General features: G+C 59.5%; 25 protein-coding genes and 1 pseudogene. 12 read left to right on the top strand and 14 right to left on the bottom strand.

Translation table 11 applies throughout. The annotated features are described in order from the left end of the window. Nucleotides 1–39 precede the first annotated feature (39 nt). The 3 genes from GOX88_RS01810 to GOX88_RS01800 form a co-directional block, all read right to left on the bottom strand. Nucleotides 40–525, bottom strand: a complete 486-nt coding sequence (locus GOX88_RS01810) for a (2Fe-2S)-binding protein (protein WP_170398396.1) — start codon at nucleotides 523–525, stop codon at nucleotides 40–42. Nucleotides 526–676: 151 nt separating this feature from the next. Next, complete coding sequence (locus GOX88_RS01805) at nucleotides 677–1678, bottom strand: molybdopterin-binding protein (protein WP_170398391.1); 1002 nt, start codon at nucleotides 1676–1678, stop codon at nucleotides 677–679. Then, complete coding sequence (locus GOX88_RS01800; protein ID WP_170398388.1) at nucleotides 1675–2643, bottom strand: XdhC family protein; 969 nt, start codon at nucleotides 2641–2643, stop codon at nucleotides 1675–1677. The genes GOX88_RS01805 and GOX88_RS01800 overlap by 4 nt, the downstream gene beginning before the upstream one ends. Before the next feature lie 234 nt (nucleotides 2644–2877). Between GOX88_RS01800 and GOX88_RS01795 the strand changes: the two genes are divergently transcribed. Further along, entirely contained in the window at nucleotides 2878–3381 is a 504-nt protein-coding gene (locus GOX88_RS01795) for a hypothetical protein (protein ID WP_170398385.1), read from the top strand. Here the strand turns inward: GOX88_RS01795 and GOX88_RS01790 are convergent, their stop codons facing one another. From GOX88_RS01790 to GOX88_RS01780, 3 genes are read right to left on the bottom strand one after another with little or no spacing between them, the layout of a single operon-like run. Then, the gene (locus GOX88_RS01790; RefSeq protein WP_170400228.1) at nucleotides 3382–4638 is read right to left on the bottom strand and encodes a vWA domain-containing protein; all 1257 of its coding nucleotides are present in this window, start codon (nucleotides 4636–4638) and stop codon (nucleotides 3382–3384) included. It abuts the gene before it with no gap. A gap of 58 nt (nucleotides 4639–4696) precedes the next feature. After that, a complete protein-coding gene (locus GOX88_RS01785) occupies nucleotides 4697–5089 on the bottom strand; it encodes an ADP-ribosylation/crystallin J1 (RefSeq protein ID WP_170398382.1) in 393 nt (130 codons plus the stop codon). Further along, nucleotides 5086–5994 carry an AAA family ATPase gene (locus GOX88_RS01780; RefSeq protein WP_170398378.1) on the bottom strand — a complete coding sequence of 303 codons (909 nt, stop codon included), beginning with the start codon at nucleotides 5992–5994 and terminating at the stop codon, nucleotides 5086–5088. Before GOX88_RS01780 ends, GOX88_RS01785 begins: the two co-directional genes overlap by 4 nt. Before the next feature lie 136 nt (nucleotides 5995–6130). Here GOX88_RS01780 and pyrC point away from each other — a divergent pair, with 136 nt between their 5' ends. After that, a complete protein-coding gene (pyrC, locus tag GOX88_RS01775) occupies nucleotides 6131–7168 on the top strand; it encodes a dihydroorotase (protein ID WP_170398375.1) in 1038 nt (345 codons plus the stop codon). Here pyrC and GOX88_RS01770 read toward each other — a convergent pair. Together GOX88_RS01770 and GOX88_RS01765 are read right to left on the bottom strand one after the other, a co-directional pair. Beyond that, nucleotides 7165–8460 carry an MmgE/PrpD family protein gene (locus GOX88_RS01770; RefSeq protein WP_170398372.1) on the bottom strand — a complete coding sequence of 432 codons (1296 nt, stop codon included), beginning with the start codon at nucleotides 8458–8460 and terminating at the stop codon, nucleotides 7165–7167. The genes pyrC and GOX88_RS01770 overlap by 4 nt on opposite strands. A 37-nt stretch (nucleotides 8461–8497) precedes the next feature. Further along, nucleotides 8498–8944, bottom strand: a complete 447-nt coding sequence (locus GOX88_RS01765) for a type II toxin-antitoxin system RatA family toxin (RefSeq protein ID WP_170398369.1) — start codon at nucleotides 8942–8944, stop codon at nucleotides 8498–8500. A gap of 72 nt (nucleotides 8945–9016) precedes the next feature. Here GOX88_RS01765 and hpt point away from each other — a divergent pair, with 72 nt between their 5' ends. After that, nucleotides 9017–9559, top strand: a complete 543-nt coding sequence (gene hpt / locus GOX88_RS01760; RefSeq protein WP_170398367.1) for a hypoxanthine phosphoribosyltransferase — start codon at nucleotides 9017–9019, stop codon at nucleotides 9557–9559. Here hpt and GOX88_RS01755 read toward each other — a convergent pair. Further along, nucleotides 9546–10703, bottom strand: a complete 1158-nt coding sequence (locus GOX88_RS01755) for an amidohydrolase (protein WP_170398363.1) — start codon at nucleotides 10701–10703, stop codon at nucleotides 9546–9548. The genes hpt and GOX88_RS01755 overlap by 14 nt on opposite strands. Then, entirely contained in the window at nucleotides 10700–11650 is a 951-nt protein-coding gene (lipA, locus tag GOX88_RS01750) for a lipoyl synthase (protein ID WP_170398360.1), read from the bottom strand. Before lipA ends, GOX88_RS01755 begins: the two co-directional genes overlap by 4 nt. Before the next feature lie 264 nt (nucleotides 11651–11914). Between lipA and GOX88_RS01745 the strand changes: the two genes are divergently transcribed. Continuing rightward, nucleotides 11915–12463 carry a peroxiredoxin gene (locus tag GOX88_RS01745; RefSeq protein ID WP_170324745.1) on the top strand — a complete coding sequence of 183 codons (549 nt, stop codon included), beginning with the start codon at nucleotides 11915–11917 and terminating at the stop codon, nucleotides 12461–12463. Nucleotides 12464–12515: 52 nt separating this feature from the next. Here the strand turns inward: GOX88_RS01745 and GOX88_RS01740 are convergent, their stop codons facing one another. Both GOX88_RS01740 and GOX88_RS01735 read right to left on the bottom strand, forming a co-directional pair. After that, nucleotides 12516–13439, bottom strand: a complete 924-nt coding sequence (locus GOX88_RS01740; RefSeq protein WP_170398357.1) for a hydrogen peroxide-inducible genes activator — start codon at nucleotides 13437–13439, stop codon at nucleotides 12516–12518. 44 nt (nucleotides 13440–13483) lie between these two features. Beyond that, nucleotides 13484–14593 (bottom strand): annotated as a pseudogene (locus tag GOX88_RS01735) (DUF6456 domain-containing protein). 241 nt (nucleotides 14594–14834) lie between these two features. Between GOX88_RS01735 and GOX88_RS01730 the strand changes: the two are divergent. After that, nucleotides 14835–15134, top strand: coding sequence for a DUF6477 family protein (locus GOX88_RS01730; RefSeq protein WP_170398354.1), 300 nt, complete (start codon nucleotides 14835–14837; stop codon nucleotides 15132–15134). On the opposite strand, the gene GOX88_RS01725 is transcribed toward GOX88_RS01730, so the two are convergent. Next, nucleotides 15135–16679, bottom strand: coding sequence for a trimethylamine methyltransferase family protein (locus GOX88_RS01725; protein ID WP_170398352.1), 1545 nt, complete (start codon nucleotides 16677–16679; stop codon nucleotides 15135–15137). It abuts the gene before it with no gap. A 155-nt stretch (nucleotides 16680–16834) separates the two neighbouring features. Here GOX88_RS01725 and GOX88_RS01720 point away from each other — a divergent pair, with 155 nt between their 5' ends. Further along, nucleotides 16835–17536, top strand: a complete 702-nt coding sequence (locus GOX88_RS01720) for a DUF2270 domain-containing protein (RefSeq protein WP_170398350.1) — start codon at nucleotides 16835–16837, stop codon at nucleotides 17534–17536. 8 nt (nucleotides 17537–17544) lie between these two features. On the opposite strand, the gene GOX88_RS01715 is transcribed toward GOX88_RS01720, so the two are convergent. Next, on the bottom strand, nucleotides 17545–17982 hold the full coding sequence (locus GOX88_RS01715; protein WP_170398348.1) for a GNAT family N-acetyltransferase: 438 nt from the start codon (nucleotides 17980–17982) through the stop codon (nucleotides 17545–17547). 82 nt (nucleotides 17983–18064) lie between these two features. Here GOX88_RS01715 and guaA point away from each other — a divergent pair, with 82 nt between their 5' ends. The 6 genes from guaA to metA all read left to right on the top strand — a co-directional run bounded on the left by guaA (nucleotide 18065) and on the right by metA (nucleotide 24802). Beyond that, the gene (gene guaA, locus GOX88_RS01710; RefSeq protein WP_170398346.1) at nucleotides 18065–19624 is read left to right on the top strand and encodes a glutamine-hydrolyzing GMP synthase; all 1560 of its coding nucleotides are present in this window, start codon (nucleotides 18065–18067) and stop codon (nucleotides 19622–19624) included. 75 nt (nucleotides 19625–19699) lie between these two features. Beyond that, nucleotides 19700–20602 (top strand): DMT family transporter, encoded by a 903-nt coding sequence (locus GOX88_RS01705; protein WP_170398344.1) that lies wholly within the window; start codon nucleotides 19700–19702, stop codon nucleotides 20600–20602. A 122-nt stretch (nucleotides 20603–20724) separates the two neighbouring features. Beyond that, a complete protein-coding gene (locus tag GOX88_RS01700; RefSeq protein ID WP_254436105.1) occupies nucleotides 20725–21903 on the top strand; it encodes an OmpP1/FadL family transporter in 1179 nt (392 codons plus the stop codon). A gap of 101 nt (nucleotides 21904–22004) precedes the next feature. Continuing rightward, nucleotides 22005–22901 carry a DMT family transporter gene (locus GOX88_RS01695; protein WP_170398341.1) on the top strand — a complete coding sequence of 299 codons (897 nt, stop codon included), beginning with the start codon at nucleotides 22005–22007 and terminating at the stop codon, nucleotides 22899–22901. Between the two features lie 50 nt (nucleotides 22902–22951). After that, on the top strand, nucleotides 22952–23824 hold the full coding sequence (locus tag GOX88_RS01690) for an ATPase (RefSeq protein WP_170398339.1): 873 nt from the start codon (nucleotides 22952–22954) through the stop codon (nucleotides 23822–23824). Between the two features lie 39 nt (nucleotides 23825–23863). Then, nucleotides 23864–24802, top strand: coding sequence for a homoserine O-acetyltransferase MetA (gene metA, locus GOX88_RS01685; RefSeq protein WP_170398337.1), 939 nt, complete (start codon nucleotides 23864–23866; stop codon nucleotides 24800–24802). The last annotated feature ends 4 nt before the right edge of the window (nucleotides 24803–24806 follow it).

The following is a 24806-nucleotide window of genomic DNA, read 5'->3' as shown; positions in this document are numbered from 1 at the left end:
CTCATCCCACGGGCGTCTCCTCTTGCGCCCGCAGTGGCATCATTCGGCAGCGATGCTGCCCACGTTCTGGCCGGATGCGGCCATGATCGCCTTGACGATGTTGTGATAGCCGGTGCAACGACACAGGTTGCCTTCCAGGTATTTGCGGATTTCGGCCTCGGTCGGACGTGGGTTGTCTTTCAGCAGGGCCGCAGCACTCATCACCATGCCCGGCGTGCAGAACCCGCATTGCAGACCGTGATGATCCTGAAAGGCCTGCTGGATGACATTCAACGAGCCATCGGCGTTCGCCTGACCTTCGATCGTGCCGACCTCGGCCCCATCAGCCTCAAGCGCCAGCATGTTGCAGGATTTGACCGCCTCGCCATTCACGTGAACCACACACGCGCCACATTGCGCGGTATCGCAACCCACATGGGTTCCGGTCAGCGACAGGTTTTCACGCAGAAAGCTGGACAGCAGCGTCCGGCCCTCGACATCACCGCTCACGGACTTCCCGTTCACGGTCATTGAGACCTGTGTCATATGTTCCTCCCAAAATGAAACTCTCCCTGCGCAGAGTTAAACACGGGAAAATTTGTTTGAGAACAAAAATATTTAGCGAGTGTTTTGGTCGGTCACTCGGGCAATTGCCAACATCTATTTCGTTGAACCGGAAAGGCAAATAACCGTCGTGTTATCCCTTGCGCCCTGCCCTTGGCTGCGGTCGTGTCGGGATTTCCTTGAGCAGACCGCCAACCCCCATCGCGGCAATATCCGCGCCGGTCGTCGCAATCCCGCAGGCGACGCGTGACAGAACCCAATCCGCCCCGTTTAATGCCGGAGACCGCGCACATCCCGGCAATCCGATCACCGGACGCACGCCTTGCGCCCCCAGAAACAGCAGGTTCCCCGGATCGACCGGCATTCCGAAACGATCCACCTGCCCGCCTGCAGCACGGACTGCCTGAGGCGCCACGTCAGACACATCCGAGGTGGCCGAGCCGGTCAGGATCATCAGCACGTCGCCTTGCGTTTCCCCGATGGCGGTCGCAAGGGCCTCGGTCTGGTGCGGGACAACGCGCACATCGGCCAACTCCAATCCCAAAGCCTCTACCCGGCCCTGAATTGCAGCGATGCCTTTTTCGTTCGGTGGCCCGCCGGGAATGTCGGTTACCACCAGCCCGGCGTTTCGGTAGATAGGCGTAGCCAGACGGATCGCACCCTTCGCCAGGCGCGAAACTTCAAGAACGTCTCCTCCCGGCACAGCATAGGAAATGACCTTGATCGTCGCGACCATGCCGCCTGCGCTCATCTGCTGATATTGCGGAACGGTGGCCACGGTGATCATCGGGTTGACCTGATTGAACGCCTCAAGTGCCGCGACATCCAGTACCGCAACCCCCGGCCCATCCGCCAACAGGTTCACCCGGCCGGTGAACGGTTGCGTCACCCGCAACGCGGCTGCCTGGGGGTCAGGGACCAGAGCATCTGCCAGCATCCCGGCCGCTTTGTCTTCATGACAATCTCCCGGCTCCAGCCGGGCAACAGTGACCGAACCATGCCCCGCCGCGACCAATGCCTCCTGATGCTCGGCTGTCAACAAGAGGCCCTTGCGCAGCTTGGTCTCTCCGGCCTTTACAGAGTGCGCCAGGATTGATCCTGCAGCCTGATCAACGGGAACGGGGCCGAACTTCACGCTTTGCCCCGCAACACAGCTGTCATTTGCGCCAGAATGGACACCGCGATTTCCGATGGGTCCGCAGCACCAATATCCAGACCGATCGGCCCGTGAATGCGCGCGATCTGTGCGTCGGTGAACCCAGCCTCTTTCATCCGTGTCACACGCTTGGCATGGGTCCGGGTCGAGCCCAGAGCGCCGATATAGAACACCCCGGCCTGAAGCGCGGATTGCAGGGCCGGGTCGTCCAGCTTGGGGTCATGGGTCAACAGCACCACAGCCGTACGCGCATCCATCCCCAGTTTGGCAACCGCCTCGTCCGGCCAGTCGGTCAGGATCGTCTCACCGGGAAAACGCGCGCTCGAGGCAAAGGCATCGCGTGGGTCGATGATGGCCGGATCATATCCGGCGATCCGCGCCATCGGCACCAAGGCCTGCGCGATATGAACGGCGCCAACAACGATCAGCCGCAGCGGAGGATTATGCACCGCCACGAAGGTCTGACCGTCTTCCTCGAATCCCGACCGATCCATGCGCAAGCGGTCCGCATAGGCGTTGCGCCGCAAAGTGCGGTGGCCGGTTTCGATATTTACCTCGTAGGCAATCGGTTCACGCCGGGCCCGGGCATCAACCAGTTCACGCAGCATGGGCTCGGGCAGTACCTTGCCCACTGGTTCGACCAACACACGGATGGTGCCGCCGCAGGCCAACCCCACGGCAAAGGCATCCTCGTCGCTGACACCGAATTCCAACAACCGTGCTTCACCTTCGTCGATCGCCTCCAGAGCTTCGACCACGACCGCGCCCTCGACACAGCCGCCCGAGACCGACCCTTCGATGCGGCCGTCGCCACCAATGACCAGCTGAGCACCCACACGCCGCGGCGCGCTGCCCCAGGTCTCGACCACCGTGGCCAATGCGACAGGTTTTCCGTCGCGATACCAGCGCAGGGCCGTTTCGGGGCTGTTGTCGAATCTGTCCATTGCACCCTCCCGGAGTGTTCAGCCCCAACATAGGCAGGTTTGACGGGATGAAAAGGAACCCATACCCCGGAGGGTGTTGTACAGGCCGAAATAACCGTTCCTTCGGCACAAAGAAGCTCGGATTTCCACAGTTTACGCAAAGGATTGATTGTCAGCAGACCTGATTCTAGCCTACACGCGCGACTGGTGCATTCCAGTATGCGCATATTAATTTTTCACAAGGGAGACAGAGAGTTGAAACGCATTTTTACACTCGGAATGGCAATTGGGATGCTGGCATCGACCGCAGTCAGCGCAGATACTTTCCTGCGCTATGGTGAGGTCGAGGGATGGAAGGTATTCATCGATCAGGACAAGAAATCCTGCCTGATCGAGGCCGTTGATGACTCCGAAAACGTGGTTCAGATGGGGCTGACGCAAGACCGCAGCGTCGGTTATGTGGGCGTGTTCACCAAGGCCAAGACAGACATCAAGCGCGGCGAGAAAGAGGCCGTGGCGATCCTGCTGGGCGACAACATCTATCTGGGCGAAGCCACCGGCATGAAGGGCAACATCACCAAAGGGTATTCCGGCGGCTATGTTCTGTCCGACGACCCTCAGTTCGCGGATGACATTGCCAAGCAGAAGGTCATGGTCGTGTTCCCCGAGAAGGAATTTGCCTTCACCGTCGATCTGACCGGCACCTACAAGGCCATGGAAATGGCGCGCAAGTGCAACGAAGAACAGGTGGGTGGCTAATCACCCCGAAAGCGCGGTCATCAGCCGCGCTTTCTCTCCCACGTCGTCGGGTTGTGAGATAACGGCGGCAAGATCCTCCAAAGACGCAATGGAGTGGCCCGCGCGAAAACTGTCCACGTGCGGCAGCATCGCCGCCACACCCTGCGCCTTGGGCGCGAAACCGTCCCAACGCAAAAGCGGATTGAGCCAGATCAGACGACGCGCAGAGAGGTGCAGGCGCTCCATCTCTTTCCCCAACGCCTCGGGATCGCCCCGGTCCAAACCGTCCGAGATCAAAAGCACCACCGCCCCCTGCCCCGTGACCCTGCGCGACCAATCGCGGTTGAACGCGTGCAGGCATTCGCCGATCCGGGTGCCGCCTTCCCAATCCTGTGCCTCGGCCCCGGCAGCGGCCAAGGCGGCATCCACGTCGCGCTGCTGCAGGTGGCGGGTGATGTTGGTCAGGCGTGTGCCGAAAGTGAACGCATGGACCTTGGCCCAACCGGCGCCTTTGGCGTTTGAAACCGAGTGCAGGAAATGCAGGATAATCCGGCTGTACTGGCTCATCGACCCCGAGATATCGCACAGCACCACAAGGTTGGGCCAACGCGGTTTCGGCTTCAGGCGCGCGATATTGCGCAGCTCTCCGCCCTGGCGCATCGCGGCGCGCAGGGTGCGGGCACGGTCGATCCGATGCCCTAGATGGCTGGCCTGCCCGCGCCGCGAGTCGATGGGTTTTACCGGTAACGTCAACCGCGCCAGCATACGTTTGGCCTGTGCGATCTCGGCCGTGCTCATCTGTTCGAAATCCAGACTGCGCAGCCGTTCCTCGGAGGACGCGGTTTGCGAGGCGTCAATCTCCAGCTCGGTCTCTTCTTCCTGCTCGACCGCCTCGGGCAGATCGCGTTCGACCCCGTCCAGCAACGCCTCGGCCGCGCGTTTTTCGGCGGCATCGGCTTTGCGTTCCTCCTGCACACCCCGGATGGCAGGCAGCATCATCGCCATCATGTGCTCCATGTAACGCGGGTCGCGCCAATACATGCGAAAGACCTGCGCGAACACCGTCCGATGCTCGGGGCGGTTGACGAAACAGGCGTGGAGCGTCCAGTAGAAATCCCTCTTTTCGGTGAACCCAGCGGCCTGCACCGCCCGGATTGCATCGACGACACGGCCTGTCCCAATCGGCAGCCCTGCCTTACGCAAAGCCCGAGCGAAATGGGTGATGTTCTGCGCCAGCTTGGGGCTGTCGGGGATATCGAGGGGGAATTGTTCCGCCACTACCATTCATGGGGGCGTTGCCCCCATACCCCCGAAGTGTATTGAGAATGATGAAGCATCAGACGAAACTTGCAGACAATAAATGTTCTGTCATCGGTACGCGATGGCCATCACGGTAGCAGGCAACCACGCGGATTTGTCCTTGTATCTGTGTGTTGAACCACGGCAGGTCCTCGGCGGGAACCCAGAGTTCCGTGTGCGCCTTGCCCCCGGCATCCTGAACCGGATACCTTTGCACTGCGTCAGGACTGATTTCGAACTCGGTCACGAAGCCATAGTTTTCCGGATCGGGCAGCACCGAATTCCAGTCCCGCGCAATTTTCTCTGCATAGTCAAATGTAGTCACTGGATAAAAGATCGGTTGGTCGGGCAAACGCGGCGGCCATGACGTCCAACCGCTTTGCTGTACCAGCTCCAGTTCTTTGGCCCCGGTTGGGCGAAAAAGTATCATGCAACGTCCAATTCAGCTTTCGCCTCATCCAGAATCCGTTTCGCCTCGGATCCCTGCAGTTTCTGGATGTCGTCCTGGTATTTCAAGATCGCGCCCAGTGTGTCACCGATCACCTCGGGGCTGAGGTTGATCACGTCCAGCGCCAGCAGGCATTTGGCCCAGTCGATGGTCTCGGCGACGCCGGGTTTCTTGAACAGGTCTTCGGTGCGCAGGTGCTGGACGAAAGCCACAACCTCGCGGCTGAGCGCCTCGGCAGCCTCGGGGGCGCGGGCGTGGAGGATTTCGATCTCGCGGTCGAAATCGGGGTAATCGACCCAGTGATAGAGGCAACGGCGTTTCAGCGCGTCATGCACCTCGCGCGTGCGGTTCGAGGTGACGATGACGATGGGTGGTTCGGGGGCTTTGACGGTCCCGAGTTCGGGGATGGTGACCTGAAAGTCGCTCAGTGCCTCCAGCAGGAACGCCTCAAAAGGTTCATCCGTGCGGTCCAGTTCGTCGATCAACAGGACTGGCGCGCCGTTTTCGTCGGGGCGCATCGCCTGCAACAACGGACGTTCGATCAGATACTCGTCCGAGAACAGCTCGGATTGCAGCGCGCCACGGTCCGCTCCACCCGACGCTTCTGCCGTCCGGATCGCCACCATCTGTGCCGGGAAGTTCCATTCGTAGACAGCCGAGGAGGCATCCAGCCCCTCGTAACATTGCAACCGGATCAGACGCCGATTCAGACCCGCTGCCAGTGCCTTGGCGATCTCGGTCTTGCCCACCCCGGCCTCGCCCTCCAGAAACAAGGGGCGGCCCAGTTTCAGCGACAGGAACACAACCGTGGCCAGGGCCCGGCCGCAAACATAGCCCTGCGCGCCCAGCATATTCTGAACGGCATCGATGGAATTCGGCTGCGTCATATTCAAATCTCTCCCTCGCCACAAAAGGTCACGACAGCGCACGCGCGTCAAGGCCATGGTCTTTCCGGGACTTACGGCGATCGGGTGCGTTGACAAGGCCTTTCCCGCGCGCGGCCTGTATGATAGCGGAAGCGCCATGACCGATAGCATCACGATCCGCCGACCCGACGACTGGCACCTGCACCTGCGCGATGGCGCGATGTTGCAGGCCGTCCTGCCCGAAACCGCGCGCCATTTTGCCCGCGCGATCATCATGCCCAACCTTGTGCCGCCCGTGGTACGCGGCGATCAGGCCGCGGCCTATCGCGATCGCATCATGGCCGCGTTGCCCGAGGGTATGACATTCGAGCCGCTGATGACCTTGTACCTGACCGAGGATACCGATGCTGACGATGTGGCCGCAGCCCATGCCAGCGGGCTGGTCAAGGCGGTCAAGCTGTACCCAGCCGGGGCCACGACCAACTCGGCCTCGGGCGTGCGAGATTTCGACAAGGTGCGTCCGGTGCTTGAGAAGATGGCCGAGATCGGTCTGCCCATGTGCGTCCACGGCGAAGTTACCGACGCAGAGATCGACATCTTCGACCGTGAGGCCGTGTTCATCGACCGTATTCTGGACCCGATCCGCAAGGCCACCCCGGGACTGCGCGTGGTGATGGAACATATCACCACCTCGAACGGCGTGGACTATGTGAAAGCCAACGATACTGATCTGGGCGCGACCATCACCGCGCACCATCTGATCATCAACCGCAACCACATTCTGGTGGGTGGCATCAAACCGCATTACTATTGCTTGCCCGTCGCCAAGCGGGAAGAGCACCGGCTGGCGTTGCTGGCCGCTGCGACCTCGGGCGATGCGCGGTTTTTCCTGGGCACCGACAGCGCGCCGCATACAGATGCGAACAAGGAAATGGCCTGTGGCTGCGCCGGGTGCTTCACGGCGACAAACACCATGTCACTGGTGGCCGAGATGTTCGAACGCGAAGGTGCTCTGGACAAGTTGGAAGGGTTTGTTTCGCTGAACGGGCCTGCCTTCTACCGCCTGCCGGTGAACGAGGACACCATCACCTTGACCAAAGGTGAGCCCGTCGACTACCCCGACAAAATCGAATCCGGTGACGGCCCCGTGACTGTGTTTGACCCGGGCTTCCCGCTGCACTGGCGCGTGGTCTAACCCGCCAGTCTTTTTGCCAGATCGCGGGCGCGGCCACCGGTGCGCAGCATCGACCAGATCGCGTCCGCCTCTTCGCTTCCGATAAGCTTGGCGGCCTTGCCGCGCACACGGTCTTCGCGGTCTGCCAAGCTCATCGGCGCCAACAGATCATGGGTTGCCTCAAGCCGTGCACCGTCGCGGCGCAACAGGATCAGATGCGCCTGCGTTTCTGACAGCGTTTCATCCGCTTCGACCGACACACGATCCCGCAGGGACATCAGGCGCGGGTCCGCGCAGACCTTGTCCGTATAGCTGGCGGGCAGCGCCGTGTCATAGCCAAGCGCCTGCATGGCGATCACCGTCCGGTACGAAAACTTGGCCCCCAGACCCGTGGTCGGAGACATCTGGTTGCACACACTCATCCAGCGTGGATGTGTCTTGACCTTGATTTCAGCCACTTCGGGTTCAGCGATGTCCAGATCGCGCGCGGCCTCAAGTGCGGCGTGCAGGCCGTGGCAGCAGGCATGGAACTTGTGACTGACGGCTTCGAACAACCATTCCTCACCCAGCCCGGCCAAAGCGGTTGGTGCATCCCCCTCGCCCTTGTGGGTCGCACCAAAGCCGTACTGTCCTTCCAAAGCATCCATGTTGGGCTCGAACCCCCTGGCGACCAGCAAAGCAGCCTCGAGCCCGGCCGAGGCCGCAAGACCCGCGTTATACGGCTTGCCCATCGTCCCGAATTGCGCCTTGAGGCCTGCGGAGCGGGTCGCCGTCAGGCCTAGCACCTTGCGCATCTGCGTGACGTCAAAACCTAGAACGCGGCCCGCTGCAACGGCGGCTCCAAACGCTCCTGCCGTCGCCGTCTGATGAAATCCCGCCTGATAGTGGTCGCGGCCCAGCCACAAGCCCATGCGGATCGAAACTTCCATCCCCACCAGCGCGGCCTCGAGGAAATCGACGAGAATGCGATCATCCCATTCGGTCAGCCCCAAAGCGGCGGGTAAAACTGCAACAGAAGGGTGCCCGATATGGGCGAAATGGGTGTCGTCGTAATCCAGCGCGTGCGACACGGTGCCGTTGACCAAGGCCGCCCCGCGCATTGGGGCCGCACCGCCGCCAAACAGATGCGCTTGCGCCGCGCCCTCTTCGCCCAGCACCAGATCACGCACGGCTTTTGAGACTGGCTCATCAACCCCGGCGCGCCCCACGGCGATCCAATCCAAAACAGAGAGAGAGGTAACGACCCGTGTCTGCAAAGTCGTTTCGACAGGGCCTGCCGCGAACGCAGCCAGAGAAGTGGAAAAATCGCTCATGGGCGCAGTCTAGCGTGCGCCGGTTAGGGGTAAAGACCTAGCTGTACAAATCCGCCGCACGAGCTTCGAAGGCCTGAACGATCCGGTGCATGGCTTCGTTGAACACGACGCCGATGATGCCTTGCAGGATGGCGTTCTTGAATTCGAAATCCACATGGAAAGACACATTGCACCCGCCATCGGGTGCGTCCGCGAACTGCCAGTCGGACTTCATGTATTTGAAAGGGCCGTCCAGGTATTCGGTGTCGATCTTCATCTGGTCGGGGAACAGCGTCACCCGGCTGCCGAACCTTTCACGGAACACCTTGAACGAGATGACCAGATCCGCTTCCATCACCTGCGCCTCACCGGCGGCATAGGTCCGTCGGATACGGGCGGCGGCACACCAGGGCAGAAACTCGGGGTATTTCGCCACATCCGCGATCAGGTCGTACATCTGCTGCGCCGTATACGGCAAGTGGCGGGTTTCCGAATGAGTAGGCATGGCGTCCGGTATTAACAGGTGACAATGGCGCGTGATTTCGTATGTTGCGCGCCAAAGATCAAGGGGGCAGCGATGAGCGACCGTGCATATGTGATAGATGAGATGATTTCGGCCAAGGCCATTGCTGCCCGGATCGAGGAACTGTGCCGCGAGATCACCGCCGAGTTCGGCAATACCGACAAGCTGGTTGTTGTTGGCCTGCTGCGCGGCAGTTTCGTTTTCATCGCCGACCTTGTTCGCGAGTTGGACCTGCCGATCGAAGTGGATTTCCTTGAGGCGTCTTCCTACGGCGACTCGATGGAAAGCAGCCGAGAAGTTCGCATTCTCAAAGACTTGCGTGGCGCAATTGAAGGACGCGATGTTCTGGTCGTCGAGGATATTGTCGATACCGGTCACACGCTGAACCACGTGACAAAACTGTTGCGGAGCCGAAAACCCGCCCGCTTGAAATCCATTGCACTTCTGGACAAACCCAGCCGGCGCGAGGTCGACTTCCGCTCTGACTGGATCGGCTTCGAAATCCCAGATGAATTTGTCGTGGGCTACGGAATCGACTACGCGCAGCGCAATCGAAACCTGCCCTTCATCGGCAAAGTGCGCTTTACCGAGGAGTAAGCGGCCCCAACACCTGCTGAATCGCGGCCGTGAAAATCCCGGTTCCAGCCGGGATCAGGGCATCCGGGAAATCGTAATCCGGGTTGTGCAGTTGCGGGTGATCCACGCCCGAGCCAAGCCAGAACATCGCAGATTTGGCGCTTTTGCCGAACTGCCCGAAATCTTCCGAAAATTTTTGCGGGCTGGGTGTCAGCTCGCAGGGCACACCCATTTCGGAGCAAGACCGGCTGAGAATATCAACAGCCTCCGGCGCGTTCACGCAGGCCTCGAACACGTCCTCATAGCTGATCTCATACCCCAGCCCCTGGTCCGAGGCGATCTGCGCCACCAGCGCCCCAGCCTCATTCATCAAGCCTTGCATCCGGGCGTCAGCGACCGTGCGCAAGGTCACCCATAGCTCAGCCCGACCAGGCGCGACACCAAAGGTCGGCTCGCCCAGGTTGGCATGTGTCACCGTGGTCAGGGCAAAGTCGGCGTCCAAAGGACCGCCCTGTCCCAACCCAGCCAGTTGCGGCATCAGGGACGCCAGCGCCCCAGCTGGAGTTATCCCATCCTGAGGCGCAGCCGCGTGCGAGGTCTTACCGGTCAGAACAATTTTCATCCCGCGCGAGGCACAATTCGCAGGTCCTTCGCACAGCAGCACGTCCCCCAGCGCCAAACCCGGCAGGTTGTGCAGGGAAAACACATAATCAGGCGCGATTTCGGCAAACTTTGGGTCGGCCCGAAAGGCGATGGCCCCCTGCCCGGTCTCCTCGGCCGGTTGGAAGATCAGCACCACGCGGCCCGTTGTCGGGTGGGCGTGGGCCAGTTGCTCGGCCACGCCCAGAACCATCGTCATATGGCCATCATGACCACACAGATGCCCTCTGCCTTGAACGCGCGAGGCATAAGCCGCGTCAGAGATTTCCTGAATCGGCAACCCGTCCAACTCGCACCGAATGGCAACGGTTGGCCCGGTTTGACCGCTGTCGTAAACGCCCGCCACACCATGCCCGCCGATACCCGTTAGCACCTGATCGGCATCCCGTGCGCGCAACTCGTCCGCAATCCGGGCAGCGGTTTGTTCCTCCTGCCCGGAAATCTCGGGGTATTGATGCAATTCATGGCGCAGACGGGATAGCCGCGCGAGTGTGTCGGGCGTCACCCTTGCTCCAGCTTTTTCTGGCGCGCATCGCGCAGGCGGGCAAAGTCATCCCCCGCGTGGTAGGACGACCGGGTCAGAGGCGTCGCCGAAACCATCAGGAAACCCTTGCCGAAAGCCGCTTTCTCGTAAGATGCGAACTCCTCGGGCGTGACAAAACGATCAACGCCATGGTGCTTCGGTGTCGGCTGCAGATACTGACCGATGGTCAGGAAATCGATATCGGCGGCGCGCATGTCGTCCATGACTTGCCGGACCCCTTGCTCGTCCTCTCCCAAGCCGACCATGATGCCCGATTTGGTAAAGATCGACGGGTCCATCTCCTTGACCCGCTGCAACAGACGCAGCGAATGGAAATAGCGCGCACCGGGGCGCACTTCGGGATAGAGGCCCGGAACGGTTTCGAGGTTGTGGTTGAACACGTCGGGTTTCGCCTCGACCACAACTCCCAGAACCGACGGGTCACATTTCAGGAAGTCCGGCGTCAGAATTTCGATCGTTGTCTTGGGCGAGCGGTGACGCACCGCGCGAATTGTCTGTGCGAAGTGCTCTGCCCCGCCATCTTCCAGATCGTCCCGGTCCACCGAAGTGATGACCACGTGGTTCAGCCCCAGCTTTTGCACCGCGTGCGCAACCCGCCCGGGTTCAAACGCATCCAGATCGTCGGGGCGACCGGTAGCGATGTTGCAGAAGGTGCAGCCACGGGTACAGATCTCACCCATGATCATCATGGTGGCGTGACCCTGGCCCCAACACTCGCCCACATTCGGGCATCCGGCTTCTTCGCAGACGGTCACGAGGTTGTTCTCGCGCATGATTTTGTGGGTATCGGCATACCCTTTTCCACCCGGGGCCTTCACCCGAATCCATTTCGGTTTCTTCGGCTGCGCATTGTCCTGGCGGTGCGCCTTTTCGGGATGACGTTGTTCGGGGATCTTCAGATCACGCACGGTCGGCTTTCCTGACTTTTGGTCACTTTGCTTCGACATAATATAAACTGCAGCGGTTAGCTACGCCACCCGTGCATAGCTGCCATAACAGCGCACTATGCAATGGCAGAAAAACACCAGACAAATTCCGACAAAGTTCTATTGAAAACAGCGCGCTTTGCGGTCTCCGCGAGATTTTGCGATTGCCGCAACAATCACATTGAAGCCAATTTAGAACTGTTTTAAATCTTCGGCAGTTCACAGATGAATCACAGGAAACTGAGCATGAAATCCGGTACCAAACTGCCTGACGTAACCTTTCACACCCGCGTCCGTGACGAGGCCGTCGAAGGCCCCAACCCGTTCCGTTGGGAAGACAAGACCACCGCAGATTACTTTGCCGGCAAACGGGTGATCCTGTTCTCGCTGCCCGGCGCGTTCACTCCCACCTGCTCGACCTACCAGCTGCCCGGCTTTGAAAACGGCTATGCCGAGTTCAAGGAAAAAGGCGTCGACGAGATTTACTGCATGTCGGTGAATGACAGCTTTGTCATGAACAAATGGGCGCAGGATCAGGGCCTGGAAAATGTCAAGGTCATCCCGGATGGCTCGGGCGAGTTTACCCGCAAGATGGGTATGCTGGTCGACAAGGACAATCTGGGCTTCGGTATGCGCTCGTGGCGCTATGCCGCCATCGTCAACGACGGCGTGGTCGAGGCATGGTTCGAAGAGCCCGGTCTGATGGACAACTGCCCCGAAGATCCCTATGGCGTGTCCTCGCCGGAAAACCTGAAAAAGCACCTGGACGAAGCCAAAGAGCCGGCTCTGGCCTAAGCTTTTCTACGGTCCCAAACAAAAGGCCCGCCATTGGCGGGTCTTTTCGTTTTCAAGTGCGCGTGGCCGTCACGATACTTTCGCCGACCCGCTGGATGACCTCGGCCAGACCATCGAACCAGTCCTCGTTACCGGTTGAGAGGCGCCGCACCAGGCCAACCGTTCGCGCAGGTTGAGGCGCGCTGAAACGCACCAGCTTCAAACCGGGCACGGCCTCCGATTCCGACTGCGCCGCAAGCTCGGGCATCAGGGTCAGACCAAACCCTTCGGCCACCAAGCGCGACAGAGTGGCCAGTGAAGACGCGCCCATGTTGATCAGCCCGCTACTGCGGTCCTGCCCGCAGACCTCAAGCGCCTGATCCGTCAGGCAATGGCCATCATCCAGCAACATCAACTGCGCGGTTTTCAGGTCCAGTGGCCGCAGGGCCTCGGGGTTTGTTGCCATGCCCTGCAGGCGCGCCGTGCTACCGGCCAGTAGGAACCGATCCTGAAACAGGGGCAGTTCGAACAGCTCATTTCCGCCAACCGGCAGGGCCACGACACCGGCGTCGATTTCTCCGGCGCGCAGCATGGTCAGCAGCCTTTCGGTTCTGGCTTCGCGCACCTGAACGCGCAGCGACACGTCCGAGGCACGCAATCCGGCCAGAACGCCGGGTAGCAAATACGGCGCGATTGTCGGAATGATTCCAATCGCCAGCGATCTGTGCCCGCCTGATCGATCCCTTGCGAATTGATCCAACCTGTCGGCGGCCCCCAGAACCTGACGCGCATGATCCAACACGTCACGGCCCAGCGGCGTCAGCAGGATGTCCCGGGCCTGACGTTCGAAAAGCGGACCGCCCAAGCTTTCTTCCAGAGCTTTGATCTGCACCGACAAGGCGGGCTGCGACACATGACAGGTCTGCGCCGCCCGACCGAAATTTCGCTGTTCGGCAACGGCGCTGAAATACTGCAACTGTCTGAGGGTAAAATTCATAACTTGTGACTATCACTTGATTGTACAAACGCAACCAAAACATATCACCCGATCATACGATTGCGCTCTGACTGGCATTCGTAGTGCCGTTTAAGGCGTTGCAGCGCGATCCGCAGCACGATCTTGCCCGACCGCGCCGACCAGCCCATGCGTTTTTCTGCCAGTTCCAACCCCTCAAGATAGCAGCAGCAGCGCAGCGCCACGTCGCTTAGCCCCGGCCCGAGATCCGACAAGGCGTGCTCCACGCGATCCCTTGCATCGGACGAGCCCCGCCCGCCATGGGCCTCACTTTTTAAACTGCCGCGCCCTCCGGCGGTCAGAAAGTGGTCCCAGTTCTGCGCAACCTGAGGGCCGATTTGCGCCAACTCAAAATCCTCACGCAAACGTTCACCCGCAGCCACCAGCGATTCATCCAGAAACGGTTTGCCATCCCGATCCCGTCGACGGGCTAAAGCAATCAAAGGACTTTCCGACGCGCTGTAACGAATGCGCCTTGGCCGGTCGGGTTTTGCCGCCGCGCCCTGCCCTGGCGCCATTTGTGCCTGAAACGGCGCCTGCGCCTCTGCCATACCAAACTCGCTGCGCTCGCGTGCCTTGTTCTCGGCCTCGGCAATCAGACGGCTCAGCGCAGACCGGCCCGCCGACGAAATGCGGTAGCGCGAAATCCGGCCGGGATTGTCGCAGGAAATCCAGTCTTTCAGGGCCAGCGCCTGCGCTATCCTGCACTCCACCACGGCCGTTTTGGTGGCCCCGGTATCACCGGTATCGCGAACCACTACGGCCTTGTCCATTTCTTCGGCCACCGCCAGAACCTATCCAGTTTCGCACAACCGCCGCAGAATCCGCAGGGCTTCACGGTTGAACTCCTCGTCTTTGGCTGCTGCGGTTTCCTCCTGCGCAATAGTAAACGTGTCGCCTGCACCCGTATCCGGATCAGCGAAATGCGTCTCGGCCAGTGATTGCAGCGCGGCGTCCACCAAAGGATCGTCCCGACGCATTTCGATCCGTCTGATTTGTCTGAGAATGGTCGAAGCATGGCACCCCGCGGATCGCGCGATATCGCGGATCGACTGGCCGGTCTCTGTGTGGGCAAGATATCTCTGTGCCCCTTCAGGTACCCAAGCCGGAATGGTGAAAGCCATGTTATTTTCCATAGTTCCTTGCCCTTGTCGAAACAACAATCTGTGCTCAATCGCCCCCGATGAGTTTGTTAACCAATTCTAACTAGAGTTGCTTTCGTTACTCGTTCGTTAACCCGCGAGGACATGAACCAGATTTGATTCAAAAACATAAACACTCATGAAGTCAGAGTTCGGCGCGAACCCGATCAAGGCAACACCCGTTTAGGTTGTGTGACAAAAGAGGCAACTTCCACTCGAACAAGGAACCTCTGAAATGCAGGACCTGATGACCATGATTACCACCCTTCGCCGCCCCCGCCTGTTGGCTCGGGCCGCGAAATTCGGGGCACAGGACTATGATCGGGAACGGCATCTGCAACGTATTCTGGGATACGGCGCGCTGCCCGGAACCGGCGCGGCACTGGTTCGGCTGATGGAAATGGAACGAGAGGTTAACGCGCAGCGTATGGAGGAAGACGCAGCCTATTCGCTGGTGCGTCATCTGGACCTGCTGATCGCATTGTTGGGCGAGGCGCAGCTGTACCAGGCCAGCCGCGCCTCGCAATATCAGTGATCAGGTGAAGGCGTCCGGCATGGATGCTTTCTTTTCCGCCACGTATTCATTCAGCGCGGCGTTGATTTCCGGGTCGAGTTGCGGCTGCTGGTAGTTGGCCAGCAGATGCTCGACCCGCGCAGCGCCCAGTGTGCGTGTGTCACGCTCGCCTTCGTCTTCCCAGGTCTCGAAGGGTTTGTAGTCCAGAACCTCGGACTTCCAGAACGCCTCTTTGAAGTTCGCCTGAGTATGGGCGCAACCCAGATAGTGGCCGCCGGGGCCAACTTCACGGATCGCTTCCATCGCCTGAGCGTTCTCGTCATACGCAACGCCTTTGGCCAGACCGTGCAGAACGCCAAGCTGGTCGGCATCCATCACAAACTTTTCAAAGTCGGCAACCAGACCGCCTTCCAGCCAGCCGCACGAATGCAGCATGAAGTTCACACCGGCCATCAGACCCATGTTCAGCGAGTTAGCTGTTTCATAAGCCGCCTGCGCGTCGGGCAGTTTGGAACCACAAAACGACCCGGCCGAGCGGAACGGCAGGTTCAGACGCCGCGCCAGTTGACCTGCGCCATAGGTGACCAACGACGCCTCGGGCGTACCGAAGGTCGGCGCACCAGAGTTCATGTCGATCGACGACACGAACGCACCAAAGATCGCAGGTGCGCCGGGGCGCACGATCTGGCTGTACGCAACACCGGCCAGAACTTCGGCCAGAACCTGCGTCAGCGTACCGGCAACCGAAACCGGCGCCATCGCACCGCCCACAATAAAGGGCGAGATGATGCAGGCCTGATTATTCTTCGCATAAACCTCAAGTGAGCCCATCATCACGTCGTCGAAGGTCATCGGCGAGTTGATGTTGGTCAGCGAAGTCATGACCGTGTTTTCCTGCACGAACTCTTTGCCGAACAGGATTTCACACATCTCAACCGAATCCTGCGCGCGGCTGGGGTCGGTGACCGAGCCCATGAAGGGCTTGTCCGACAGCGTCATGTGCGCCATCAGCATGTCCAGGTGACGCTTGTTCACCGGAACGTCGGTCGGCTCGCACACGGTCCCGCCCGAGTGGTGTAGCCACTTGGACATATAGGCCAGTTTCACGAACTTGTTGAAATCGTCCATGGTCGCATAACGACGACCGCCATGGATGTCGCGCACGAACGGAGGACCGTAGACCGGGGCCAGAACCAGATTGCGGCCACCGATGACAACCGATTTCTCGGGGTTGCGGGCGTGCTGGGTAAACTGGCTGGGGGCCGTCTTGATCAGCTCACGCGCCAGACCGCGCGGGATGCGGACGCGCTCACCGTCAACGTCGGCGCCAGCGTCTTTCCAGCGCTGCAATGCACCTGGGTTGTCAACGAAGTTGACACCAACCTCGGCCAGAATGGTTTCCGCGTTGGCTTCGATAATCTCCAACGCTTCTTCGTTGAGAACCTCGAAATTCGGAATATTCCGTTCGATGTACTTCGCCGTTTCGATACGAACCGCGGTGCGCTCGGCCCGGCGGGCGGCTCCGCCACCGCCTCTGGCTCTGCGTCGGGTGTTTGCCTCTGACATGAGATAATCCCGTTAGTCTGTTCACGTTGCAAATTGTGTTACCGGAACCGAAAATCACACCGAACGTGGATAACGGCGCAATCGGGGTAAAAGCGACATGTTCGTCAATTCGATTTTCTTTTTGACCCTTATTCCGTGACGCTCATGATAAGAGCATGAATCCGGAATCGCAAAAACCACCTTCCACTGAAGTAGTGCGTAAGTCACTTGATGCGGCCGAAATTGGGGCCGTGGCGCACCTGTATCGGGGCGAGGTTTACCGAAGCACCATCTGGCGCACGCGGCTGGATACAACAACCAACTGGGCGGTTGTTACGCTGGGTGTTGCGCTGTCGATTTCCTTTTCTTCGCCCGAGGCTTCACCGCTGCCGCTGGTACTTGTGGGTGTTCTGATCATTCTGTTTTTAATGCTCGAGGCACGGCGATACAGGTATTTCAACGTATGGCGCGCCCGAGCCAGATGGCTCGAGACACATTTCTACGCCCCGCTGCTTTATGATGGCGACCTACACATGGAGGAGAACTGGCAAAAGGTTCTGGCGCAGGACTACCTGCATCCGCGCTACCACGTGAGCCTCATGATCGCGATCGGTCGCCGAATCCGCAGGAATTACCTGTGGATTCTGCTGATCCAGAGCCTGGCCTTCTGCGTGAAGATCTCGGTCCATCCGACCCCGGTCCAGAGTTTCCCTCAGGCCATCGACCGGGCCGATGTCGGCCCCATTCCCGGAGAGGTCCTCATAATCACGGGCGTATTCTACATACTTTGCTGGTCCGTGATCGCGATCTGGAGCTATCGGGCGGATGTCAACCGCGCCTCTCACCGTGGTAGTAAACAATCGGAATCAATGGGTTAGAGGCAGGTTCAGAGTGCTTTTTCCAGTGCGACCGAATTGCCGTTGGTTTCCGTTTCAAACCACCCCAGATGCGCATAGATCGCGCGTGTATCTGTCATAAGGCGGTGGGTACGCAAAACCATACGCGTGCACCCGGCCTCACGCGCTTCGACCTCGGCCTGTGCCAGCAGTTTTCCGGCAACCCCCTGCCCTTGCGCGTTTGGCGAAACGGCCAGATTGAAGACCTTCATCTCGGCACCTTGCCGGTCAAAGATGATCACCCCTGCCAGCCCGGTTTCCGCAATAGCCAAAACCACCCGATGATCCGAGATATCCTGCTCTATACCCGCCGTCACATCCGGTAGATCAGCAATGGTTTCGCGGGCTTTGGAATAGGCGGCTGCGATACATTCGGTGATCGCCTCGGCGTCTTCCTGTGTCGCTTTCATGAACCGAATGGTGGTCATTGATCCGATCTCCCTCTCGTATCTGGCCGAAAACGCCTTCATTACGCTTGCACATAGCCGCCACGCGACCTAAGAGCCAGTCATGAGCCAGACATCCCATGACCGCCTTCTGATCATCGACTTCGGCAGCCAGGTGACGCAGCTGATCGCACGCCGCCTGCGCGAGTTGAATGTCTATTGTGAAATCCACCCCTACCAGAATGTCACGATGGACTTTGTGCGCGAAATGGCGCCCAAGGCCGTGATCTTCTCGGGCGGGCCGGACAGCGTGACGCGCGAAGGTTCACCCCGCGCTCCGCAAGAGATTTTTGACTATGGCGTGCCGATCCTTGGCATCTGCTATGGCCAGCAGGTGATGATGCACCAGCTGGGCGGTAAGGTCGAAAGCGGCCACGGCACCGCCGAGTTCGGGCGTGCCTTTGTCACTCCGAAAGGTCAGTTGGACATTCTGAACGGCTGGTTCGCCGAAGGCGATGAACAAGTCTGGATGAGCCACGGCGACCACGTCAGCGAAATCGCCCCGGGGTTTGAGGTCTTCGGAACTTCGCCCAACGCGCCCTTTGCGATCACCGCCGACACCAACCGCCACTTCTATGCCGTGCAGTTCCACCCCGAGGTGCACCACACCCCCAAGGGCGCGAAGCTGTATGAGAACTTCGTCAAACTGGCCGGGTTCGATGGCGACTGGACCATGGGCGCCTATCGCGATGAAATGATCCGCAAGATCCGCGAACAGGTCGGCGACAAGAAAGTCATCTGCGGCCTGTCCGGCGGCGTCGACAGCTCGGTCGCGGCGATTCTGATCCACGAGGCGATTGGCGACCAGTTGACCTGTGTGTTTGTTGACCACGGGTTGCTGCGCAAGAACGAAGCCGAAGAAGTCGTTGGCATGTTCCGCGACAACTACAACATTCAGCTGATCCATGCGGATGAAAGCGAGCTGTTCCTGGGCGAACTGGACGGCCAGTCCGACCCCGAAACCAAGCGCAAGATCATCGGCAAGCTGTTCATCGACGTGTTCCAGAAACATGCCGATACCATCGAAGGTGCCGAGTTCCTGGCGCAGGGCACGCTGTACCCTGACGTGATCGAATCGGTCTCGTTCTCGGGCGGTCCGTCGGTCACCATCAAATCGCACCACAACGTCGGCGGCCTGCCGGAAAAGATGGGCCTGAAGCTGGTCGAGCCCCTGCGCGAACTGTTCAAGGACGAGGTCCGCGCGCTGGGCCGCGAACTCGGCCTGCCGCAAAGCTTCATCGGCCGCCACCCCTTCCCCGGACCGGGCTTAGCGATCCGCTGCCCCGGTGAGATCACCCGCGAGAAACTGGAAATCCTGCGCGAGGCCGACGCGGTCTATATCGACCAGATTCGCAAGCACGGGCTGTACGACGAGATCTGGCAGGCCTTTGTTGCCATCCTGCCCGTCCGCACCGTGGGCGTGATGGGCGACGGACGGACTTATGACTATGCCTGCGCCATGCGGGCGGTCACTTCGGTCGATGGCATGACTGCCGATTACTACCCGTTCACTCACGAATTCCTGGGCGAAACCGCCACGCGGATCATCAATGAGGTCAAGGGCATTAACCGATGCACCTATGACATCACCTCGAAACCTCCGGGAACGATCGAGTGGGAATAACTAAAAAAGCCGGGCACTGTCCCGGCTTTTTTGTTTAGGTTCAGGCAGAAACCCACGAATCCCGCAGGCAGGTGAATGGACAGCAGCAAACCGCAGATCGGCAAGGCCGCGCTTTGGATGACCGGGGCAATTGCCTCGTTCTCGTCCATGGCCATTGCAGGACGAGAGCTGAGCGTCACGCATGATACTTTTGAGATCATGTTCTACCGCAGCCTTGTCGGCATCTGCGTCGTCGCGCTGGTTCTGTCGGTAACCGGCAAATGGCATCAGGTCTCGACACACAGGCTGGGTCTGCACGGCGTCCGCAACTTAATGCACTTCACAGGTCAAAACCTGTGGTTCTATGCGGTCACTGTCATCCCTTTGGCGCAGGTTTTTGCGTTGGAGTTCACTCAGCCCATCTGGGTCATCCTGTTGTCGCCGCTGCTGTTGAAAGAACGGCTGACGCCGGTTCGTGTGCTTTCAGCCATGATCGGCTTTGCTGGCATCCTGATCGTCGCCCGCCCCGGAGCCGTCCCTTTGAGCGCGGGTGTTCTGGCGGCCGCCCTGTCGGCGGTTTTCTTTGCCCTGACAACCATATCCACCAAGACCCTGACGCGGTTTGCCAGTATCGGCTGCATCATGTTCTGGCTAACCGTCATGCAGGCAGTTCTGGGTCTGATCGCAGCGGGCATCGACGGGCAGATAGCCCTGCCCACGCTCGCTACGGCACCATTTCTTATACTGGTGGGGCTGGCGGGTCTGTTGGCGCATTACTGTATCACCAACGCGCTGGCCATTGCCCCGGCAACCATAGTCGTTCCATTCGATTTTGCCCGCCTACCGACCATCGCGGTGGTCGGCATGATTCTGTACCACGAGCCGCTGGACCACTGGACGTTACTGGGGGCGGTCGTGATCTTTTCGGGCATCTTTATGAACGTCCAGGCCGAAAATCGTAACAGTTTAGCAACAGATTCCCCCCACAATCACCAGTAATAACGTACCGTCACCAGTTGACGGTTAAGTAAGCCTTAAGAAAGTATCGAGCACCACAAGTCGGGTCGATCGTAACCACTCAATAACTCAGGCCTGACCTACAGGAGACCTTAAGGGAGGACATGATGAAAAAAGCGCTATTGCAGGCGTGCGCACTCAGCGTCGGGGCGACAGCGGCCTATGCAGGCGGCCTGGATCGCAGCGGCCAAGGCATCAACCTGATCTTCGAAGAAGGATCGGTCGCTCAGTTCCGGCTTGGATATACCAACCCAAGCGTTAGCGGCACCTTGCTTGATGCAAACCCCGGCAGCCCGACAAACGGACAAGTTGTGGATTCGGGCAGCGTGGCGAATGATTTCTTCACCCCGCACCTCGGCTACAAAACCGCACTCACGGATCAACTTGATTTCGCGATCATGTATGACGAACCGTTCGGGGCCGATATTGAATATGCGGATGACTATCCGCTGTCCATTAACCCGGTTCCGTTCGGCCGCAACGATAATACGTTAAAAGCCAAGGCGGACACCGAAGCGATTACCGCCCTGCTGCGCTATAAATTCGACAACGGGTTCAGTGCAATCGGCGGCGTACGGGCGCAACGCGTCAAAGCCTCGGTCACGGTCCCTGCTGCTGCGGGGTACGATGTGTCTACGGATCGGGACATCGCCTTTGGTTATGTCGTCGGCGTGGCATGGGAAAAGCCCGAAATCGCGGCGCGAGTGGCTCTTACGTACAACTCGAAAATCTCACACGACCTGTCGCAGAACGAATCGTTCAACCCGCTCCCGATCCCGCCGATCCCGCCGGGAACCGTTGCGTCGGTTGACACGAACAGTGAAATCGAAACGCCCCAGTCCATCAACCTGGACTTCCAGACCGGTGTTGCCCCCAAGACCCTGCTGTTCGGTTCGGTCCGCTGGGTGGACTGGCCGCAGCTGGACTATTCTCCTCCGGCGTACATCGGCATCGTTGGTAGACCGCTTGTCGACTACGACAACGCGACATTCACCTACTCGCTTGGTCTTGGCTACCAGTTCACCGATCAATTCGCCGGCGCTGTGACGCTGGGCTACGAATCTGACGAAGGCGAACCGGTTTCCAACCTCGGACCCACGGACGGCTTCTGGAGCATTGGTCTCGGCGGCACCTATTCGCTTGAAAACGCACAAATCTCCGGCGGCGTTCGCTACACCGATATTGGCGACGCGACAGCGGATGGTGGATTTGGCCAGACGGCCGACTTCAGCGGCAACAGCGCGTGGAGTGTCGGCTTCCAGATCACCTATTCGCTGGGCTGATCCAACGCACCAAAGACCATCGAACCCCGCCACTCCGGCGGGGTTTTTTCTTTGCACAGGTTTCGGGTCGAACGGGTGCGCAGGGGACGCGAAAGGGTGGCATGGCAGCACAAAAACACCTCTCACCGAAAGCATGGGCCGAGCTTCTTTTGCTGGGTTTGATCTGGGGCGTTTCGTTCCTTTCAATCCGTATCGCGCTGGACACGATCCCGGTGATGACCTCAGTGTTTCATCGCGTTTTCTGGGCCATGCTGGCGCTTTGGCTTGTGGTCCGGATTCGGCGGCTGGCTGTTCCGCGCAGTCCGCGCGTTTGGTTGGCGTTTCTGGTTATGGGGCTGCTGAATAACGCAATTCCGTTTTCCCTGATGGCCTGGGGGCAGCTTTATATCGAGACGGGCCTGACCTCGATCCTGAATGCGATGACCGCCATTTTTGGTGTGATCGTCGCAGCGTTGTTTTTCAAGGACGAGCGCCTCAGCCGTGGGCGTGCGGTTGGCGTCGGTCTTGGATTTCTTGGGGTTACGATTGCCATCGGGATACGGAACTTTACCAGTTTCGATCTGAAGAGCATGGCCCAACTGGCCGTCATCGCAGGCACGGTATCCTATGCGCTGGCGGGTGCCTGGGCGCGGGTCGCGTTGTCTGACCTGCCTCCTGTTGTCGCAGCGGCAGGAATGCTGACCGGATCGACCTTGCTGATCCTACCGATCACGCTGGTGGTCGACGGCATGCCAAGTCTGGATCTGCCTCTGATCACATGGGTGGCGATTGGCTATTACGCTTTGATTGCCACGGCCGGAGCCTACCTGTTGTACTATCGGGTTCTGGCGATGGCCGGTGCAGGCAATCTGTTGCTGGTGACGCTGGTCATCCCTCCGGTCGCGATCATCCTGGGCGCGGTTCTGCGGGATGAGGCCCTGCCCCCGCAGGCTTATCTGGGCTTTGCCGTCCTTGCCTTGGGGCTATTGATCCTCAATCGTGCAGGTACCCGCAATTGACGTCGCCCGCTGCCCGTTTTAGCTAGGTCTGAAAAAAGGGACAGCGGACGATGATCTACGGCTCGGCAAAGGACTGGCGCGACGCGGCGCGAAAAAAGGTGCTGTTCTTCGGCATGTCTGGTCTGGGCAAGACCTATGTGTCCAACGTCCTGCGCGATTCCGGCGACTGGTTCCACTACTCGATCGATTACCGCATCGGCACGCGCTACATGGGTGAATACATCACCGACAACGCCAAGGCCGAAGCAATGAGGGTCCCGTTCCTGCGCGACCTTCTGCTGTCGGATTCGATCTATATCGGCTCGAACATAACCTTCGAAAACCTGACCCCGGTGGCCGCCTATCTGGGCAAGCCCGGCAATCCTGATTTGGGCGGGATGGAGCTGACCGAATACAAACGCCGTCAAGAGCAGTTTCGTCTGGCAGAAATCCACGCCCTGCTGGATACCGAATACTTCATCGATCGTGCGCAGCGTCTGTATCAGTATCCGCACTTCATCTGCGACACGGGCGGATCAATCTGCGAATGGGTAGACCCGAACGACCCGGCCGATCATGTTCTGTCCGAACTGTCCCGCCAGACCCTGATGATCTGGATTAAAGGCGATGAGGACCACACAGCCGAACTGATCCGCCGGTTTGACAAGGCCCCCAAGCCGATGTCCTATCAGCCCGAATTCCTGACCCGCGTCTGGGACGACTACCTGACCCAGCATGAGTGCCGGGCCGAGGATGTGGACCCCGACACTTTCATACGCTGGACCTATGCGCAGGCGCTGGCGCACCGTCAGCCGCGCTACCAGGCGATGGCCGAGAACTGGGGTGTCGCCGTCACCGCCGACGACATGCACAAGGTCCGCGACGCCGCTGATTTCGATGAGTTGATCGAACGCACTCTTGAGACCCGCGCGAACCACGCTTAATTACCGCTTCTACACTGAAACTCCAAAGGCTTGCACCTGATGCCTATCAAGATTCCCGCCGACCTTCCTGCATTTGACGTCCTCACGAAAGAGGGCGTCTCGGTCATGGCCGAGGATCAGGCGATGCGTCAGGACATTCGCCCATTGCGGATCGGGTTGCTGAACCTGATGCCCAAGAAGATTCAGACCGAGAACCAGTTCGCGCGCCTGATCGGGGCGACTCCGCTGCAGATCGACCTATCTTTGATCCGCATGACAGAGCACCGCACCAAGAATACCGCCGCCGAGCATATGGCTGAATTCTACCGCCCCTTTCAGGAGGTCAAGGACGAGAAATTCGATGGCCTGATCATCACCGGGGCACCGATCGAGCACCTGGACTTTACCGACGTCACCTATTGGAACGAGATGCGCGAAGTGTTCGAGTGGACGCAGACAAACGTGCATTCGACCTTTGGCGTCTGTTGGGGTGGGATGGCGATGATCAATCACTTCCACGGTGTTCGGAAACATATGCTGGACGCCAAGGCGTTCGGCTGCTTCCGTCATTCGAACCTCAACCCGGCCTCGCCATTCCTGCGCGGTTTCTCGGATGATTGCGTGATTCCGGTCAGCCGCTGGACCGAGATGAAGCAGAATGAGATCGATACGGCGGATGGTTTGGTGACCTTGCTGGGCAGTGATGATGTCGGCCCTTGTCTGGTCGAGGATCAGGCGCATCGTGCGCTCTATATCTTCAACCACTTCGAATATGACAGCGATACACTGAAGCAAGAGTATGACCGCGACGTTGCCAATGGCACGCCGATCAACGTGCCGATAAACTATTATCCGGATGACGATCCGACCCAGACGCCTCAGAACAGGTGGCGCAGCCATGCGCATCTACTCTATGGCAACTGGATCAGCGAGATTTACGGCACCACCCCCTATGACATCAACCGGATTGGGGTCGATCAGACCGACCTGAGGGCCTGACCCG

The organism is Ruegeria arenilitoris, from assembly GCF_013030985.1.
Taxonomy (GTDB): Bacteria; Pseudomonadota; Alphaproteobacteria; order Rhodobacterales; family Rhodobacteraceae; genus Ruegeria; species Ruegeria arenilitoris_B.
Note: the sequence above shows the minus strand (reverse complement) of the source record. Positions and strands in the feature narration are given on the sequence as shown.

Excerpts from the sequence above, each read along its gene's own strand:
- GOX88_RS01730 (WP_170398354.1), top strand. The coding sequence starts at position 14,835 with ATGCAGGACCTGATGACCATGATTACCACCCTTCGCCGCCCCCGCCTG.
- hpt (WP_170398367.1), top strand. The coding sequence starts at position 9,017 with ATGAGCGACCGTGCATATGTGATAGATGAGATGATTTCGGCCAAGGCC.
- GOX88_RS01705 (WP_170398344.1), top strand. The coding sequence starts at position 19,700 with ATGGACAGCAGCAAACCGCAGATCGGCAAGGCCGCGCTTTGGATGACC.
- GOX88_RS01765 (WP_170398369.1), bottom strand. The coding sequence starts at position 8,944 with ATGCCTACTCATTCGGAAACCCGCCACTTGCCGTATACGGCGCAGCAG.
- guaA (WP_170398346.1), top strand. The coding sequence starts at position 18,065 with ATGAGCCAGACATCCCATGACCGCCTTCTGATCATCGACTTCGGCAGC.
- GOX88_RS01770 (WP_170398372.1), bottom strand. The coding sequence starts at position 8,460 with ATGAGCGATTTTTCCACTTCTCTGGCTGCGTTCGCGGCAGGCCCTGTC.
- GOX88_RS01715 (WP_170398348.1), bottom strand. The coding sequence starts at position 17,982 with ATGACCACCATTCGGTTCATGAAAGCGACACAGGAAGACGCCGAGGCG.
- GOX88_RS01800 (WP_170398388.1), bottom strand. The coding sequence starts at position 2,643 with ATGGACAGATTCGACAACAGCCCCGAAACGGCCCTGCGCTGGTATCGC.
- GOX88_RS01740 (WP_170398357.1), bottom strand. The coding sequence starts at position 13,439 with ATGAATTTTACCCTCAGACAGTTGCAGTATTTCAGCGCCGTTGCCGAA.
- pyrC (WP_170398375.1), top strand. The coding sequence starts at position 6,131 with ATGACCGATAGCATCACGATCCGCCGACCCGACGACTGGCACCTGCAC.
- GOX88_RS01690 (WP_170398339.1), top strand. The coding sequence starts at position 22,952 with ATGATCTACGGCTCGGCAAAGGACTGGCGCGACGCGGCGCGAAAAAAG.
- metA (WP_170398337.1), top strand. The coding sequence starts at position 23,864 with ATGCCTATCAAGATTCCCGCCGACCTTCCTGCATTTGACGTCCTCACG.
- GOX88_RS01745 (WP_170324745.1), top strand. The coding sequence starts at position 11,915 with ATGAAATCCGGTACCAAACTGCCTGACGTAACCTTTCACACCCGCGTC.
- GOX88_RS01725 (WP_170398352.1), bottom strand. The coding sequence starts at position 16,679 with ATGTCAGAGGCAAACACCCGACGCAGAGCCAGAGGCGGTGGCGGAGCC.
- GOX88_RS01780 (WP_170398378.1), bottom strand. The coding sequence starts at position 5,994 with ATGACGCAGCCGAATTCCATCGATGCCGTTCAGAATATGCTGGGCGCG.
- GOX88_RS01695 (WP_170398341.1), top strand. The coding sequence starts at position 22,005 with ATGGCAGCACAAAAACACCTCTCACCGAAAGCATGGGCCGAGCTTCTT.
- GOX88_RS01810 (WP_170398396.1), bottom strand. The coding sequence starts at position 525 with ATGACACAGGTCTCAATGACCGTGAACGGGAAGTCCGTGAGCGGTGAT.
- GOX88_RS01785 (WP_170398382.1), bottom strand. The coding sequence starts at position 5,089 with ATGATACTTTTTCGCCCAACCGGGGCCAAAGAACTGGAGCTGGTACAG.
- GOX88_RS01720 (WP_170398350.1), top strand. The coding sequence starts at position 16,835 with ATGAATCCGGAATCGCAAAAACCACCTTCCACTGAAGTAGTGCGTAAG.
- GOX88_RS01700 (WP_254436105.1), top strand. The coding sequence starts at position 20,725 with ATGATGAAAAAAGCGCTATTGCAGGCGTGCGCACTCAGCGTCGGGGCG.